Consider the following 12,946-nt stretch of genomic DNA (forward strand, 5'->3'; position numbering starts at 1 on the left):
CACTGTGAGGTGGAATAGGAAAATGGATATCGCCACGACACCCCCTACCGAACGTCGCAAGCTCGCACTCGCCGCAGTGAAGGAACTCGGGCCCCAGCGCACCGAGAAGGCCGTCCTCAAGGTTCGTTGTCCCAAGGGCCACACCGTAGCGGCGGTGTACAACACCACCGAGGGTCAGGTCGTGGTCTCCCGCAGCGGTCCCGGCGGCCGCGGCAACCGCGACCGCGAAGCGACACCGCACAACGGCACATCACTCAATTCGGAGTATGTGGACACCCTCGAGGTGACGCAGTTCGAGGACGACGCCATTCCCTCGGGATGCGCGTGCGGTCCGCGCTCGCTGTCGCGGAAGAAGATGCAGGACGCCGTGGCGACACACGCTCACGTCATCAACCTGACCTGATCCCTCACAGACCGAAACGCAACTGCACCCGGAACACGTCGAGCACCTCGTCGACCCACCCCAGGATCGACAGCGTCGAATCGATATTCTGCGGTGGCGTACGCACAAGGGTGTCGTGCCGGAGCAGACGCTCGAAATCCACGGCGACAGGACCGTTTCGCACCGTTCCGTTCGGCGACCGGAATTCGACGCCGGCACGCACCATCACGTCGATGATCTCCTGGGCGAGGATCCCGTAGGCGACCGTCGTCGGGTGCACACCGTCGAGGGAGAACAGTCCCCCACTGTCGCGGCCACCGTGACCGTCGGCCGACAAAAAGCGTGTGTCGGGCACCGGGTCGAGCGCGGCGAGCGCCGGAGGTAGCGGGTACGGCTGCCACCATGCGGGTCGCGCATCGAGGTCGTCGACGTAGCGGCGCGCGGCCAGGCGGTCGAGGATGCCCGCGGTGTCGAGCAGATACCAGTCCAGTCCGGCACGTCGCGCGTCGGCGACCGCTTCGGTGATCGTCTCGTCGAACAGGTCGATCGCGGCGTCGACCATGCGGGCCTGCGCACCGGTGATGTGTTCGTCGCGGCTCGCATCGAAGCGGCGCGCGTCCACCCACGGCCGGGTGTAATAGGGGAAGTACGGCGAGCCGTTCTTCGTCCCGATCCCCCGGGCGATCGGGGCGATGGTGACGTGCGGGACGGTGCACAGCACCACGTGCCGCGCGTCGATGTCGCGGAGCTTCGCGACGACCTCCGCGAACTCGCTGTCGAAATGTTCGGGCCGCCAGATCGTGTAGGCCTGTTTCGCGTCGAGGTCGCGGAAGTCGTCGCCGCTCCACACGACCTGCAGTTCGGTGACGGTCTGCAGCGCGTTGTTCGAACCGAGGAAGACGACGAGTGTCTCGATGCCCGCGTCGGTGTCGTCGTCGTGCTCGGCACCGAGTTCGGTCGCGACGTCGAACAGTGTCATCTCGCGGCGCCGGTCGTCGGTGTTCGGATAGACGTACAACGCGGCCCGCTCCCCGTTGTTCTCGACGAGCTGCCGCACGAGATCGTCGCGGGGTCTTCCGATGCGTTCGGCGCAGACGCGTGCGGTCTTCTGCAGCGCGTCGCGCAGATCCCAGCCGAAGCACGACAGGTTGTGGAGATATCCGACGAGCGGTGGTGTCGCGCCGGGTCCGCGTTCCCAGTAGTCCTCGACCTCGTCCATGAAACCCCGCGCCGTGAAGAGCGCGGTCGGCAGCTCCCACGGTTCGAGCGTGGATCCGTGCCGCTCCTCGATCCGGCGCAACAGCACTTCGACGTTCAGCGGCAGTCCGCCCGGTCCACCGAAGCGCGGGTACCGCAGGTCGGCGCCGAGCTCGTGGGCGACGATCGCCGGGACGGAGACGTCGGTGTTGTAGATCGCGCCGCTCTGGAAGCCCTGCAGCAGGGAGTCGCCGAGCGCCACCAACCGGTGTGGCGGTGTGCCGCGGAAGGACCGGGGAACCTCGATGCCGAGGGTCGGGTCGGACACCGGCACCCGCGGCGGCCGAGCGGCACGCGCCGCCACCGTGTCGGGTGTGCCCTCCGGGATCTCGTCGGCCGTCATCACGCCTCCTCAGCCCCCTCATCGAGGGTAGGCAGACGGCACCCCCGGCGTGGCCGGATCCGACAGCTCGTCGACGGCGACCTTGTCCGGGCCGACGCGTACCTTCGGAGCATGAGCGACGCCGACTTCGCCCACACCGATCGCGCCGAGAAGAACCGGCGAGACAAGGCCGTGACCCTGGCCCGGTATGCATGGAACCGCGGCATCTCGGGAGCCGAACTGCTCGCCATGACCGACGAGACGCGACGCAAGCTGGCGCGGGCCGCGGATGCGCATCCACCGCGCACCATGGAGACCTGGGAACTCGCCGCGAGATTGATGGACGAGAAGACGGCGTGGGCGCAGAAGCACCCCGATCATCCCGCAGCGGTCCGCACCGACGAGGACGAGAAGATCATGTGGGTCAAACCGCCCGTGCGGTCCTGGTTCGAGTGACCGGGAGGAAATTGCCTTGCAGCAGAAGTTACCGGGTGCAACAATTTCCGATCGCCTCACTCCTGCGCAGGCCACCTTCACGTAACAGCTCGATATTCCTATTCCGACAGGAACACCGTGACCACCACTTCGGAACCTCTGGTTCTCACCCAGCGACGGATCTGGATCATCTTCTCCGCGCTCATCGCGGGCATGATGCTCGCCAGCCTGGACCAGACGATCGTCTCCACCGCCATGCCCACGATCGTCGGGCAGCTCGGCGGCGTCGAACACCAGGCGTGGATCACCACCGCCTACCTGCTCGCGGTGACCATCGTGATGCCGATCTACGGCAAGTTCGGCGACGTCTTCGGGCGCCGGTACCTGTTCCTCATCGCGATCGGCGTGTTCACCATCGCCTCCGCGGCGTGCTCGATGACCGACGACTTCTGGACCTTCGTGGTCTTCCGCGCGATCCAGGGCTTCGGCGGTGGCGGTCTGATGATCCTGTCGCAGGCGATCATCGCCGACATCGTGCCCGCGAGCGAACGCGGTAAGTACATGGGCCCGCTCGGCGCGATCTTCGGTCTGTCGGCCGTCGGTGGCCCGCTGATCGGCGGCTTCTTCGTCGACCACTTGACGTGGGAGTGGTGCTTCTACATCAACGTGCCGGTCGGCATCATCGCGTTCGTCATCACCTGGTTCGCGCTGCGCCTGCCGGTGAAGAAGCCGACGAAGCGGATCGACATCCTCGGCGTGCTCACGCTCTCCCTCGCCACGACCTGCCTGATCTTCTTCACGGATCTCGGTGGCGACGCCGATCGCGGCTGGACCGCTCCGCTCACGTGGATGTTCGGCGCCGGACTCGTGGTGTTCGTGTGCCTGTTCGTGCTCGTCGAGTCGCGGGCGCAGGATCCGATCATCCCGCTGTCGCTGTTCCGCAACTCGATCTTCGTCAACGCCACGGCCATCGGTTTCGTCCTCGGCCTCGGCATGTTCTCGGCGATCGCGTTCATGCCGACCTTCCTGCAGATGTCGTCGGGCACCTCGGCCGCGGTCTCGGGTCTGTTGCTGCTGCCGATGATGGCCGGTCTGATGATCACCTCGATCGGCTCGGGTCTGGCCATCACCAAGACCCAGCGCTACAAGATCTATCCGATCGTCGGTTCGCTCATCACCGCGGCGGGCATGCTGTGGCTGACCACGCTCGAGGGCGACACCCCGCTGTGGGTGATCTGCTCGATGCTGTTCGTCTTCGGTCTGGGTCTCGGCCTGATCATGCAGGTCGTCATCCTGATCGTGCAGAACGCGGTGCCCGCCGACGAGATCGGCACGGCGACGAGTTCGAACAACTACTTCCGCGAGGTCGGTGCGGCACTCGGTGTGGCGATCTTCGGCACCATCTTCACCAACCGCCTGGCGGAGAAGCTCGTCGAGGTCTTCACCGCGGCCGGCGCGACCCCGGAGCAGGCCGGTCAGGCCACCGCGACCGTCGATCCGGCAGCGATGAAGATGCTGCCCGATCCCGTCCGCGAGGGTGTCATCGACGCCTACGCCGACTCGCTGGCGCCGGTGTTCTGGTACCTCATCCCGTTCCTGCTCATCGCGTTCGTCCTCGCGTGCTTCATCAAGGAGATCCCGCTCTCCGACGAGGCACTCATGGTCGCGCGTGGCGAGGCGGTCGCCGACCCGGCGAAGGCGTCGAAGGACGACACCGTCGTGGTCGTCGAGGGAACCGAGGTCGGTGCGGACACTGCGGACACTGCGGACAGCGGGTCGAAGCGGCCGTGATCGAATAGGGCCGATCATCGGACGAGGGAACGGAGACGGCACGTGGGACGAACGATCACACCGGTTCGCGTCAAGGACGTGGTGATCGGTGAAGGCGCACCCACGATCGTCGTCCCCGTCACCGGCCGCACCCCCGAGGCGCTGCGCGAGCAGATCGCGGCCGTCGCCGATCGGGCCGACGTCGTCGAATGGCGCGTGGACTTCTTCCACACCGTCGACGACGTCGCCTCGGTGGTCGCGCAGGCCGGCGCCCTCGCCGAGCAGTTGCAGGGCACTCCCCTGCTCGCGACCTGCCGCACCGCCGACGAGGGCGGCGAGATCGCGATCGACGACGAGGCGTACGCCGATCTGACGGTCGCACTCGCCGAGAGCGGCGCGGTGGATCTGGTGGACGTCGAGTACCGCCGCGACCGTGCCGCCGTCGAGCGGATCGTCGCGGCGGCTCACGCCTGCGGTGTTGCGGTGGTGGCGTCGAACCACGACTTCGACGCCACGCCGCCGAAGGACGAGATCGTCGCGCGGCTACGCGAGATGCAGGAACTCGGCGCCGACATCTGCAAGATCGCCGTCATGCCGCAGTCGACGGCCGACGTGCTCACCCTGCTCGACGCGACCCGCACCATGCACGAGGACCACGCCGACCGCCCGTTGATCACCATGTCGATGGGCGGCCTCGGCGTGGTGTCGCGGATCGCCGGGCAGGTCTTCGGATCGGCGGCGACGTTCGGGATGGTCGGCACCGCCTCGGCACCCGGGCAGGTCGACGCCGACGAACTGCGCTCGGTGCTCGGCCTCATCGACCGCGCTCGCTGATCCCCACACGGCGGTGAGAGCGAGCCCGGCGGCCGCCGCGATGAGCGTGGTCGCCAGGGCGCCCAGCGCGATCGCGCAGGCGGCACCGTAGCGGCGCGCCACGATCAGGCGGACGGAGTCGACGCTGGTCGTGCTGAAGGTGGTGAACCCGCCGCAGAACCCTACCCCGACGACGGCGAGCAACTCCGCGGCGGCGTCGTGGAACAGCACCGCACCGGTGAGCAGCCCCAGCAGCAACGAACCGATGACGTTGATCAGCACGGTCGGCCACGGCAGGGACGATCCGGAGCGGGCACGCAGAGCACTGTCGACGACGAACCGCGTCACCGCACCGGCGCTGCCTGCCAACGCCACCCACACCGCGATCATCGCCGTGCCGCTCGGCGACTCCCGAACCACGCGCCCAGCGCGACACCGATGCCGGTCGCGAGAAGGCCGACGAGCATCGTGCCGAGCGCATAGGTTGCCGCGGCGACGAGTTCACCGTCGCGCAGCAGCAGGTCGGTGTCGACCGCGAGCGCGCTGTAGGTAGTGAACGAGCCCAGCGCACCGGTGCCCACCCCGAGCCGGACCACCTGACCCCAGGAGGTGTCGGGACCGATGCGGATCAGTGCCTCGAGCAGGAATCCGAGCAGCAGCGCACCGAGGACGTTGATCGCGAAGGTCGTGACCGGCCGGCCCCCGGACTCGACGGGGAACCACCGGCCGAGGCCGTAGCGGGCACTCGTCCCGAGCAGACCGCCCACGGCGACCGCCGCCAGCGCCGACGGTCGCAGGTGCAGCGCTCTCGGCAGCGGGCGTTCGCCCTCGGTCAGTCCTGGTCCCACAACTTCAGAACCGTAGTGAGGATCTCCTCCGACGCACCGAGACCCCCGAGATGACTCTCGCCGGGCAGGTGGTGGAACTGGGCGTCGGGCAGCAGGTCCACCATGTGCAGGCCGTGCTCGATCGGGATGATGTGGTCGGTGTCGCCGTGCCACCACCGCACGGGCACCTTCACGTCGGAGACGCGGAAACCCCAGTCGCGGGTGAATACGACGATGTCGGCGAACGGCGCGGAGATCTGACGTCGGCTGCCGTTGAGCAGGTCGTCGAGGAACATCGTCTTGAACTCGGGACGGGCGAGCAGGCGGCGGTCGGCCTCGGGTGAGAACCGTCCGTACAGGTCGATGATCGGCGACGCGAACGGGCGCACCACGCGGATCGCCGCGCTCATCGCCACGCCGATGGGGACGCCCGCGGTCTGCAGTGCCGGCGCGACGAAGGCGCCCAGCTTCATCAGGTTGCTGTCGATCGACTCGGGACCGACGACCGGTGCCACACCGCCGAGGACCGCAGCCGCGACGACCCGTTCGCGCAGTGCATAGGCCGCGGCGAGGGTGTAGGGGCCGCCGCCGGACAGTCCGACGATCGCCATGCGGTCGACCCCGAGGGTGTCGGCGACGATGCGCAGGTCGTCGCTGAACGCGAGGACGTTCTCGTAGAGGTGCGGTGTCGACGAGCCGATCCCCGGGCGATCGATCCCGATGAGGCGGATGTGGTTCCGTTCGGCGAAAGCGCGGGCCTCGATGGGAACCTGGCGGCGCGCACCCGGTGTGCCGTGCAGCCAGAACACCGTGCGGCCCTGGGCCGACCCGAACTCGGCGAAACCGAGCCGGCGGCCCTCCCCGACCGCGACGGTGCCTTCGAGCTTGGGGCGTTCGACGTCCATGGCGTCAGCATGGCACGCACCCGAACGCCCGACCAGCGACCGTCCCGTGGGACGAATCGACGCAACCGAGATGTGATGCGCGCTACATTGGATCTGACTACAGCCAGCGTCAGATTCCGACCACCCGGAGATGCGCCCGTGACGAAGATGCTTGCTCCTCCACCTCCAGGCCTCGCTCCCGTCCCGGGCGACAGCGGCCTCCCCTACGTCGGTTACGCGCTGAAGTACATGCGCGATCCCATTGCGGCATATACGCATCGATACCACGAGCACGGTCCGGTTTCGTGGTTCCGCTTCGCCGGCCGCCCCTGGGTGGTGTTGCTCGGGCCCGACGCCGTCGGCGCGGCCCTGCAGAACCGCGACCGCGCACTGCTGAACGGGCCGGGCTGGCGCGCCCTGATCGGGCCGTTCTTCGACCGTGGACTCATGCTGCTCGACGGCGACGAACACACCGCGCACCGTCGCATCATGTCGCAGGCGTTCACCCGCGACCGACTGTCCCTCTACACCGACCGCATGCACCCGTCGATCGAACGGACCCTCGACGGGTGGACGCCGCGCGACGATTTCCGCGTGTACCCGGCGCTCAAGGAACTGACCCTCGGTCTCGCGACGGAGATCTTCATGGGCGGCGCCGAGGGGTCGTCCACCCGCGAGATGGACGAGGTGAACCGGGCTTTCATCGGATGCGTACAGGCGGCCACCGCCATCGTGCGCTATCCGCTACCGGGCACGCGGTGGCGTCGCGGCATCGTCGGACGGGCACGCCTCGAGAAGTTCTTCCGGCACTATCTCCCCGCGCGTCGCGCAGGGGACGGCGACGACATCTTCTCGGTGTTCTGCCACGTCGAATCCGAAGAAGGCGAACGGTTCTCGGACGACGACGTCGTCAACCACATGATCTTCCTGATGATGGCCGCGCACGACACCTCGACGATCACACTGTCGACGGCGATGCAGTACCTCGGCCAGTTCCCCGAATGGCAGCAGCGCTGCCGCGAGGAGTCCGACGCGCTCGGCACCACCACGCCGAGTTTCGACCGACTCGACGAACTGACCTCGCTGGACCTGGTGATCAAGGAATGCCAGCGACTGGTGACACCGGTGCCGGGTGTCGTGCGACGCGCGGCGAAGGACACCGAGATCCTCGGCCACTTCGTCCCGAAGGGGACCCTCCTCAACCTCGGGATGCACTTCTCCCACCACATGCCCGAATTGTGGCCCGACCCGGAACGTTTCGACCCCGAGCGGTTCTCGCCGGAGCGCCGCGAGGACAAGGTGCACAAGTACGCCTGGGCGCCCTTCGGCGGTGGCGCCCATCGGTGCCTGGGCATGCACTTCTCGGGAGCCGAGATCAAGACGGTGCTGCACCATCTGCTGCTGCGTTTCCGCTGGCACGTGCCGGCCGACTACGTCGCACCGATGAACTTCACGTCGTTGCCGTTCCCGAACGACGGGGGTCCGATCCACCTCCTTCCGAGGTGATCGGGGCGTAGAAAGAAGGGGTGACCGCCGCCGACGAACTCGACGAACGTTTCGTCACCGCGGTGCGCGCTCTGCCCGGGCACGCACCGCCGGAGCGGCCGGTCGAGCGGCGGGTCGACGACGACCTGCTGGTGCGATACTTCGACGCCCAGGTGCAGTCGCGGCACCTCGATTTCGCGGCCCGTACCCTGCAGGGACGCGGTGAGGGTTTCTACACCATCGCGTCGGCGGGCCACGAATCGAACGCCGCGCTGGGACTGTGCACGCGGGTGACGGATCCCGCTCTGCTGCACTACCGTTCGGGCGGTTTCTACGCGGCTCGCGCGTCGCTCGTCGAGGGCAGCACCCCGATCCGCGACGTGCTCGCCGGATGTGCGGCGTCCACGCTCGATCCGATCTCGGCGGGCCGGCACAAGGTGTTCGGCAATGCCGACCTGAACATCCTGCCGCAGACGTCGACGATCGCCTCGCACCTGCCGCGGGCCGTCGGTCTCGCCCTCGCACTGCCTCGGATGCAGCGTCTCGGGCTCGATGCGGCGTGGCCGTGGGATTCGGTGGTGGTGTGCAGTTTCGGTGACGCCTCGGCGAACCATTCGACGGCCGTCGGTGCCCTGAACGCGGCCGCCTACTGCCGTCACCGCGGATTGCCGTTGCCGTTGCTGCTCGTGTGCGAGGACAACGGGCTCGGCATCAGCGTGCCCACCCCGCCCGGCTGGCTCGAGCGGTCGCTGTCGTCGCATCCGGGGATCGATTACCGAGCGGTCGACGGCGCCGATCCGGTGGAGATGCTCGCTGCCGCAACCGATGCCGCGGAGACGGTGCGCACGACCCGAGCTCCGATCCTGTTGCACGTGCGGGCGGTGCGTTTCCTCGGTCATGCCGGTTCCGACGTCGAGTCGGCCTACCGCAGCCCATCGGCTCTCGCCGCCGATCACAAGCGGGACCCGCTGGTGGGCACGGCCCGCGAACTCGTCACGCGCGGAGTGCTCGATGCTGCAGGGGTTCTCGACCGGTACGAGCGGATACGGGCGGAGGTCGACTCCGTCGCCGACTCACTGCAGCAGCCGCCGCGACTGGCGACCGCCGCCGAGGTGATGCGACCGCTCGAATCCGGGCTCGTGCATGTCGACGACGATCCGCACCCGGCCGGCGAACCGCTCACGCTCGCCCGGGCCGTCACCCGCACGCTCGGGCAGCTGCTCGAGGAGGATCCCCACGCCTGTGTGTTCGGCGAGGATGTCGGCCTCAAGGGCGGGGTCTACGGCGTCACCCGAGGACTGCAGGAGCGCTTCGGGCGCCTGCGCGTGTTCGACACCCTGCTCGACGAGCAGACGATCCTCGGCACCGCGCTGGGTTTCGCCGCCGCGGGCATGCTGCCGATCCCGGAGATCCAGTACCTGGCCTATCTGCACAACGCCGAGGACCAGTTACGCGGGGAGGCGGCGAGCCTGGCGTTCTTCTCCGACGGGCGGTACCGCAATCCGATGGTCGTGCGCATCGCGGGCCTGCCCTACCAGCGCGGCTTCGGCGGGCACTTCCACAACGACGATTCCGTCGCCGTGCTGCGCGACATCCCCGGTCTCGTGCTGGCCGTGCCGAGTTCACCCGCCACGGCCGGCGCCCTGCTGCGCACGTGCGTCGAACTGACCCGTCAGGAGGGCCGGGTGTGCGTCTACCTGGAACCGATCGCGCTGTACCACCGGCGCGACCTCTACGACGAGGGCGACGGACTGTGGCAGCAGGTCCCCGACACCGCCGGGCTCCCACCGGGATCGGTGTGCACCTACGGCGACGGACGCGACGTGCTGGTGGTGACCTTCGGCAACGGGGTGCCGATGAGTCTGCGTGCCGTCCGTCGCGCAGGAGTGGCGGCGACCGTCCTCGACCTGCAGTGGTTGTCGCCGCTGCCGACGACCGCACTGCTCGAACACGTCCGCCGCTTCGAGCGCGTGGTAGTGGTCGACGAGACGCGCCGTAGCGGAGGGGTCGCGGAAGCGGTCGTCGCGGCGCTCGTCGACGAGGCGTGGCACGGCCGGATCACGCGGGTCACCTCCCACGACAGCTACGTGCCGCTCGGACCCGCGGCCGCGCACGTGCTGATGTCGGAGGACGACATCGTGCGGGCCCTGCTGGAGGCGTGATCAGCAGGAGACGGGTCAGCAGGAGGCGAGGATGCGCGACATCGCGTCGTGTTCTGCCTGGGTGACCCATAGTTCGTAGGTGGTCTTCACCTCGATCTGCCGCACGACGTACTCGCAGTGGTAGGCGGTGTTCGGCGGCAACCATTCCGACGCGTCGGAGTCGCCCTTGCCCTGGTTGGTGGGGCCGTCGACGGCGATCAGGTTGCGCGGATCGTTCGCGAGGTTCCGCTTCTGTTGATCGTCCAGATAGCGGGCGCCCTTCTTCCACGCATCGGACAGGGCGACGACGTGGTCGATCTGCACGGCGGACGAGGTCTCGACCCCGCGACGGAAGGAGATCGTCTTCCCCGTGTACGGATCCTCGAGGGTGCCGGCGGTAACCGTGCACTGCTTCTTCCCCGGCTCGAAGGAGACGTCGACGAGGTCGCGCCGCAGGATGTCGTTACGGGTGTCGCAGCCGTTGCGCCCCATCTCGACGGTCACCTCGTCGGTCCAGGCCGAACCGAACAGCGAGCGGTCGTAGCCGCTCTGCGATTCGGCGGGCCGGACGGGCAGGGCCGCCAGCGCCTCGAGCGCTTCGGAGGGGTTCTCGACCGTGCTCCCGCCGGGAGTGCCCGGTTCGTCGTCCCCCACCGGTTCGAGGAGGACGACGACCACGCTGACCACGATGAAGCACAGGACCCAGACCCAACGGGGAATGGACGACGTGCGAGTGCTCGCCATATGTCGATACTGCTACGAAGTCGTACTGCTGCCGCTTCCTACTTCGCCAGCGGGGGCATCTTCACGACCTGGCCCGCGTACGACAGGCCGGCACCGAACGCGAGGAGCAGCGCGGTGGATCCGGCCTCGACCTGGCCGGTGCGCAGCATCTTCTCCATCGCCAGCGGGATGGACGCGGCGGAGGTGTTGCCGGTCTCGATGATGTCGTCGGCGACCGCAACCGTCTCGGGCAGTTCGAGCTGCTTGACGATGACGTCGTTGATGCGCAGGTTGGCCTGGTGCGGGACGAAGGCGTCGAGGTCCTCGAGCGCCACGCCGGCCTTGTCGGCGATCTGGCGGGCGAACTTGCTCATCTCGAAGGCGGCCCAGCGGAAGACCGCGGTGCCCTCCATGATGATCCAGGGACGCTTCTGGTTCGGGTTGGTGGCGAAAGCGACCCAGTCGGGTTCCTGGCGGATCGCGTTGGCCTGCGAACCGTCGGAGCCCCAGACGGTGGGGCCGACACCGACCTCGTCGGACGGGCCGACGACCACGGCACCGGCACCGTCGCCGAAGATGAAGCGCACCGAGCGATCGGTGGGCTCGGTGGTGTCGCTCATGCGCTCGACACCGACGACGAGCACGTGCTCGGCCGTTCCGGCGCGCACGAGATCGGAGGCGACACCGAGGGCGTAACAGAAACCTGCGCAGCCGGCCTGGATGTCGAGCGCCGCGGCACCGCCGGTGCCGATGCGGTCTGCGACGAGAGCCGCGGCCTGCGGGGTCTGGAAGGGGTAGGTGGAGGTCGCGACGATCACGGTGTCGATCTGCGCACCCGTGAGGCCGGCGGCCGCGAGGGCCTGCTCGGCGGAGCTCGTCGCCATGTCGACGACCGACTCCTCGGGATGCTGCTTCGCGAAGCGGCGCTCCTTGATGCCGGACCGCGACTGGATCCATTCGTCGCTCGAGTCGATCTGCCGGCAGATCTCGTCGTTGGTGACGATGCGCTCGGGGCGGTGCACACCCAGACCGAGCAGCGCGCTGTTCCTCAGCGGGGCGGGGACAGCGATCTGTGCACCCATCAGACGAACTCCTCCTCCTCGACGTACCGCGTGTCGGCACATCGCATCCGGTCAACGATATCGCAGGTCACGGTTTTGTCACAGCGCTACCCCGACGATGCGCTTCCGTGACCCGTACCGCAAGCGGCCGTCCCGTCCACCGGACGCGGGCTAGCGTCGCGGTATGGATGCACAGGACTGGAACGAGAAGTATGCGGCGTCGGAACTGATCTGGGGCGCGCCGCCCAATCCGGTGATCGTCGAACACGTGGCGTCGCTGCCGCACGGTCGCGCCCTCGATCTCGGGTGCGGTGAAGGTCGTCACTCCCTATGGCTGGCGACGCGCGGATGGGAGGTCGTGGGCGTCGACTTCTCCGAGGTCGCCCTCGACAAGGCCCGCCGGATCGCGGCGCAGGCGCCGTCACGTTCGCGGGACCGGCTCCGCTACGTCCTCGCAGATGTGACGGCCGACTCGTTCGAGGGCGAATATGACCTGATTCTCTCGGCCTTCCTGCATTTCCCTCCGCCACAGCGGAAGGCGCTTCTCGACCGCGCCATCAATTCACTGAAACCTGAAGGAATCCTCATATTCCTGGGGCACGACACGATAAATGTCGACGAGGGCGTGGGCGGACCCCAGGACAAGGAGATCCTTTACACGCCAACCGATCTCGTCGAGGAAATCGACGGAAGATTGGAAATCGGGATTGCCGAACGGCGATATCGGGAAACCGACGCGGGAACGGCGATCGACGCGCTCGTCGTGGCGAGCAAACCACCTCTTGGCAGTTAGTTGCCTGACGAGTAGCATGGAGATGTTACCGACGAGTAATAACTTGGGCGGTA

Annotated in this window: 12 protein-coding genes and 1 pseudogene; 7 read left to right on the forward strand and 6 right to left on the reverse strand. The window is 67.9% G+C overall.

The genetic code is table 11. The annotated features are described in order from the left end of the window. The first annotated feature begins 22 nt into the window (after positions 1-22). A complete protein-coding gene (locus AC0LPE_RS20435) occupies positions 23-403 on the forward strand; it encodes a hypothetical protein (protein WP_016696235.1) in 381 nt (126 codons plus the stop codon). A 4-nt stretch (positions 404-407) separates the two neighbouring features. Here AC0LPE_RS20435 and AC0LPE_RS20440 read toward each other — a convergent pair whose 3' ends face one another. Further along, positions 408-1,982, reverse strand: a complete 1,575-nt coding sequence (locus tag AC0LPE_RS20440) for an SGNH/GDSL hydrolase family protein (RefSeq protein WP_490605113.1) — start codon at positions 1,980-1,982, stop codon at positions 408-410. A gap of 111 nt (positions 1,983-2,093) precedes the next feature. On the opposite strand from AC0LPE_RS20440, the gene AC0LPE_RS20445 reads away from it, so the two are divergent. The 3 genes from AC0LPE_RS20445 to aroD all read left to right on the forward strand — a co-directional run bounded on the left by AC0LPE_RS20445 (position 2,094) and on the right by aroD (position 5,000). Further along, entirely contained in the window at positions 2,094-2,417 is a 324-nt protein-coding gene (locus AC0LPE_RS20445) for a hypothetical protein (protein WP_024102029.1), read from the forward strand. 117 nt (positions 2,418-2,534) lie between these two features. Beyond that, positions 2,535-4,187, forward strand: a complete 1,653-nt coding sequence (locus tag AC0LPE_RS20450; protein ID WP_490605114.1) for an MDR family MFS transporter — start codon at positions 2,535-2,537, stop codon at positions 4,185-4,187. Positions 4,188-4,229: 42 nt separating this feature from the next. Next, a complete protein-coding gene (gene aroD / locus AC0LPE_RS20455) occupies positions 4,230-5,000 on the forward strand; it encodes a type I 3-dehydroquinate dehydratase (RefSeq protein WP_490605115.1) in 771 nt (256 codons plus the stop codon). Between the two features lie 3 nt (positions 5,001-5,003). Here aroD and AC0LPE_RS20460 read toward each other — a convergent pair. From AC0LPE_RS20460 to AC0LPE_RS20470, 3 genes and pseudogenes are all read right to left on the reverse strand, one after another. Next, positions 5,004-5,369, reverse strand: a pseudogene (locus AC0LPE_RS20460) (fluoride efflux transporter FluC); the annotation flags it as partial. Further along, on the reverse strand, positions 5,366-5,827 hold the full coding sequence (locus tag AC0LPE_RS20465; protein ID WP_490605116.1) for a fluoride efflux transporter FluC: 462 nt from the start codon (positions 5,825-5,827) through the stop codon (positions 5,366-5,368). The pseudogene AC0LPE_RS20460 and the gene AC0LPE_RS20465, both read right to left, overlap by 4 nt. Next, positions 5,812-6,711, reverse strand: a complete 900-nt coding sequence (locus AC0LPE_RS20470) for an alpha/beta fold hydrolase (RefSeq protein WP_490605117.1) — start codon at positions 6,709-6,711, stop codon at positions 5,812-5,814. The genes AC0LPE_RS20465 and AC0LPE_RS20470 overlap by 16 nt, the downstream gene beginning before the upstream one ends. 138 nt (positions 6,712-6,849) lie before the next feature. On the opposite strand from AC0LPE_RS20470, the gene AC0LPE_RS20475 reads away from it, so the two are divergent. Both AC0LPE_RS20475 and AC0LPE_RS20480 read left to right on the forward strand, forming a co-directional pair. After that, positions 6,850-8,196, forward strand: a complete 1,347-nt coding sequence (locus AC0LPE_RS20475; RefSeq protein WP_490605118.1) for a cytochrome P450 — start codon at positions 6,850-6,852, stop codon at positions 8,194-8,196. 20 nt (positions 8,197-8,216) lie between these two features. Further along, on the forward strand, positions 8,217-10,337 hold the full coding sequence (locus tag AC0LPE_RS20480) for a thiamine pyrophosphate-dependent enzyme (protein WP_490605119.1): 2,121 nt from the start codon (positions 8,217-8,219) through the stop codon (positions 10,335-10,337). Positions 10,338-10,352: 15 nt separating this feature from the next. Here AC0LPE_RS20480 and AC0LPE_RS20485 read toward each other — a convergent pair whose 3' ends face one another. Both AC0LPE_RS20485 and AC0LPE_RS20490 read right to left on the reverse strand, forming a co-directional pair. After that, positions 10,353-11,060, reverse strand: coding sequence for an HNH endonuclease family protein (locus AC0LPE_RS20485; protein WP_490605120.1), 708 nt, complete (start codon positions 11,058-11,060; stop codon positions 10,353-10,355). Positions 11,061-11,098: 38 nt separating this feature from the next. Next, a complete protein-coding gene (locus AC0LPE_RS20490; RefSeq protein ID WP_490605121.1) occupies positions 11,099-12,121 on the reverse strand; it encodes a beta-ketoacyl-ACP synthase III in 1,023 nt (340 codons plus the stop codon). Positions 12,122-12,284: 163 nt separating this feature from the next. On the opposite strand from AC0LPE_RS20490, the gene AC0LPE_RS20495 reads away from it, so the two are divergent. Next, on the forward strand, positions 12,285-12,893 hold the full coding sequence (locus tag AC0LPE_RS20495) for an SAM-dependent methyltransferase (protein WP_145692219.1): 609 nt from the start codon (positions 12,285-12,287) through the stop codon (positions 12,891-12,893). The last annotated feature ends 53 nt before the right edge of the window (positions 12,894-12,946 follow it).

It is taken from the genome of Rhodococcus sp. S3 (assembly GCF_058211795.1).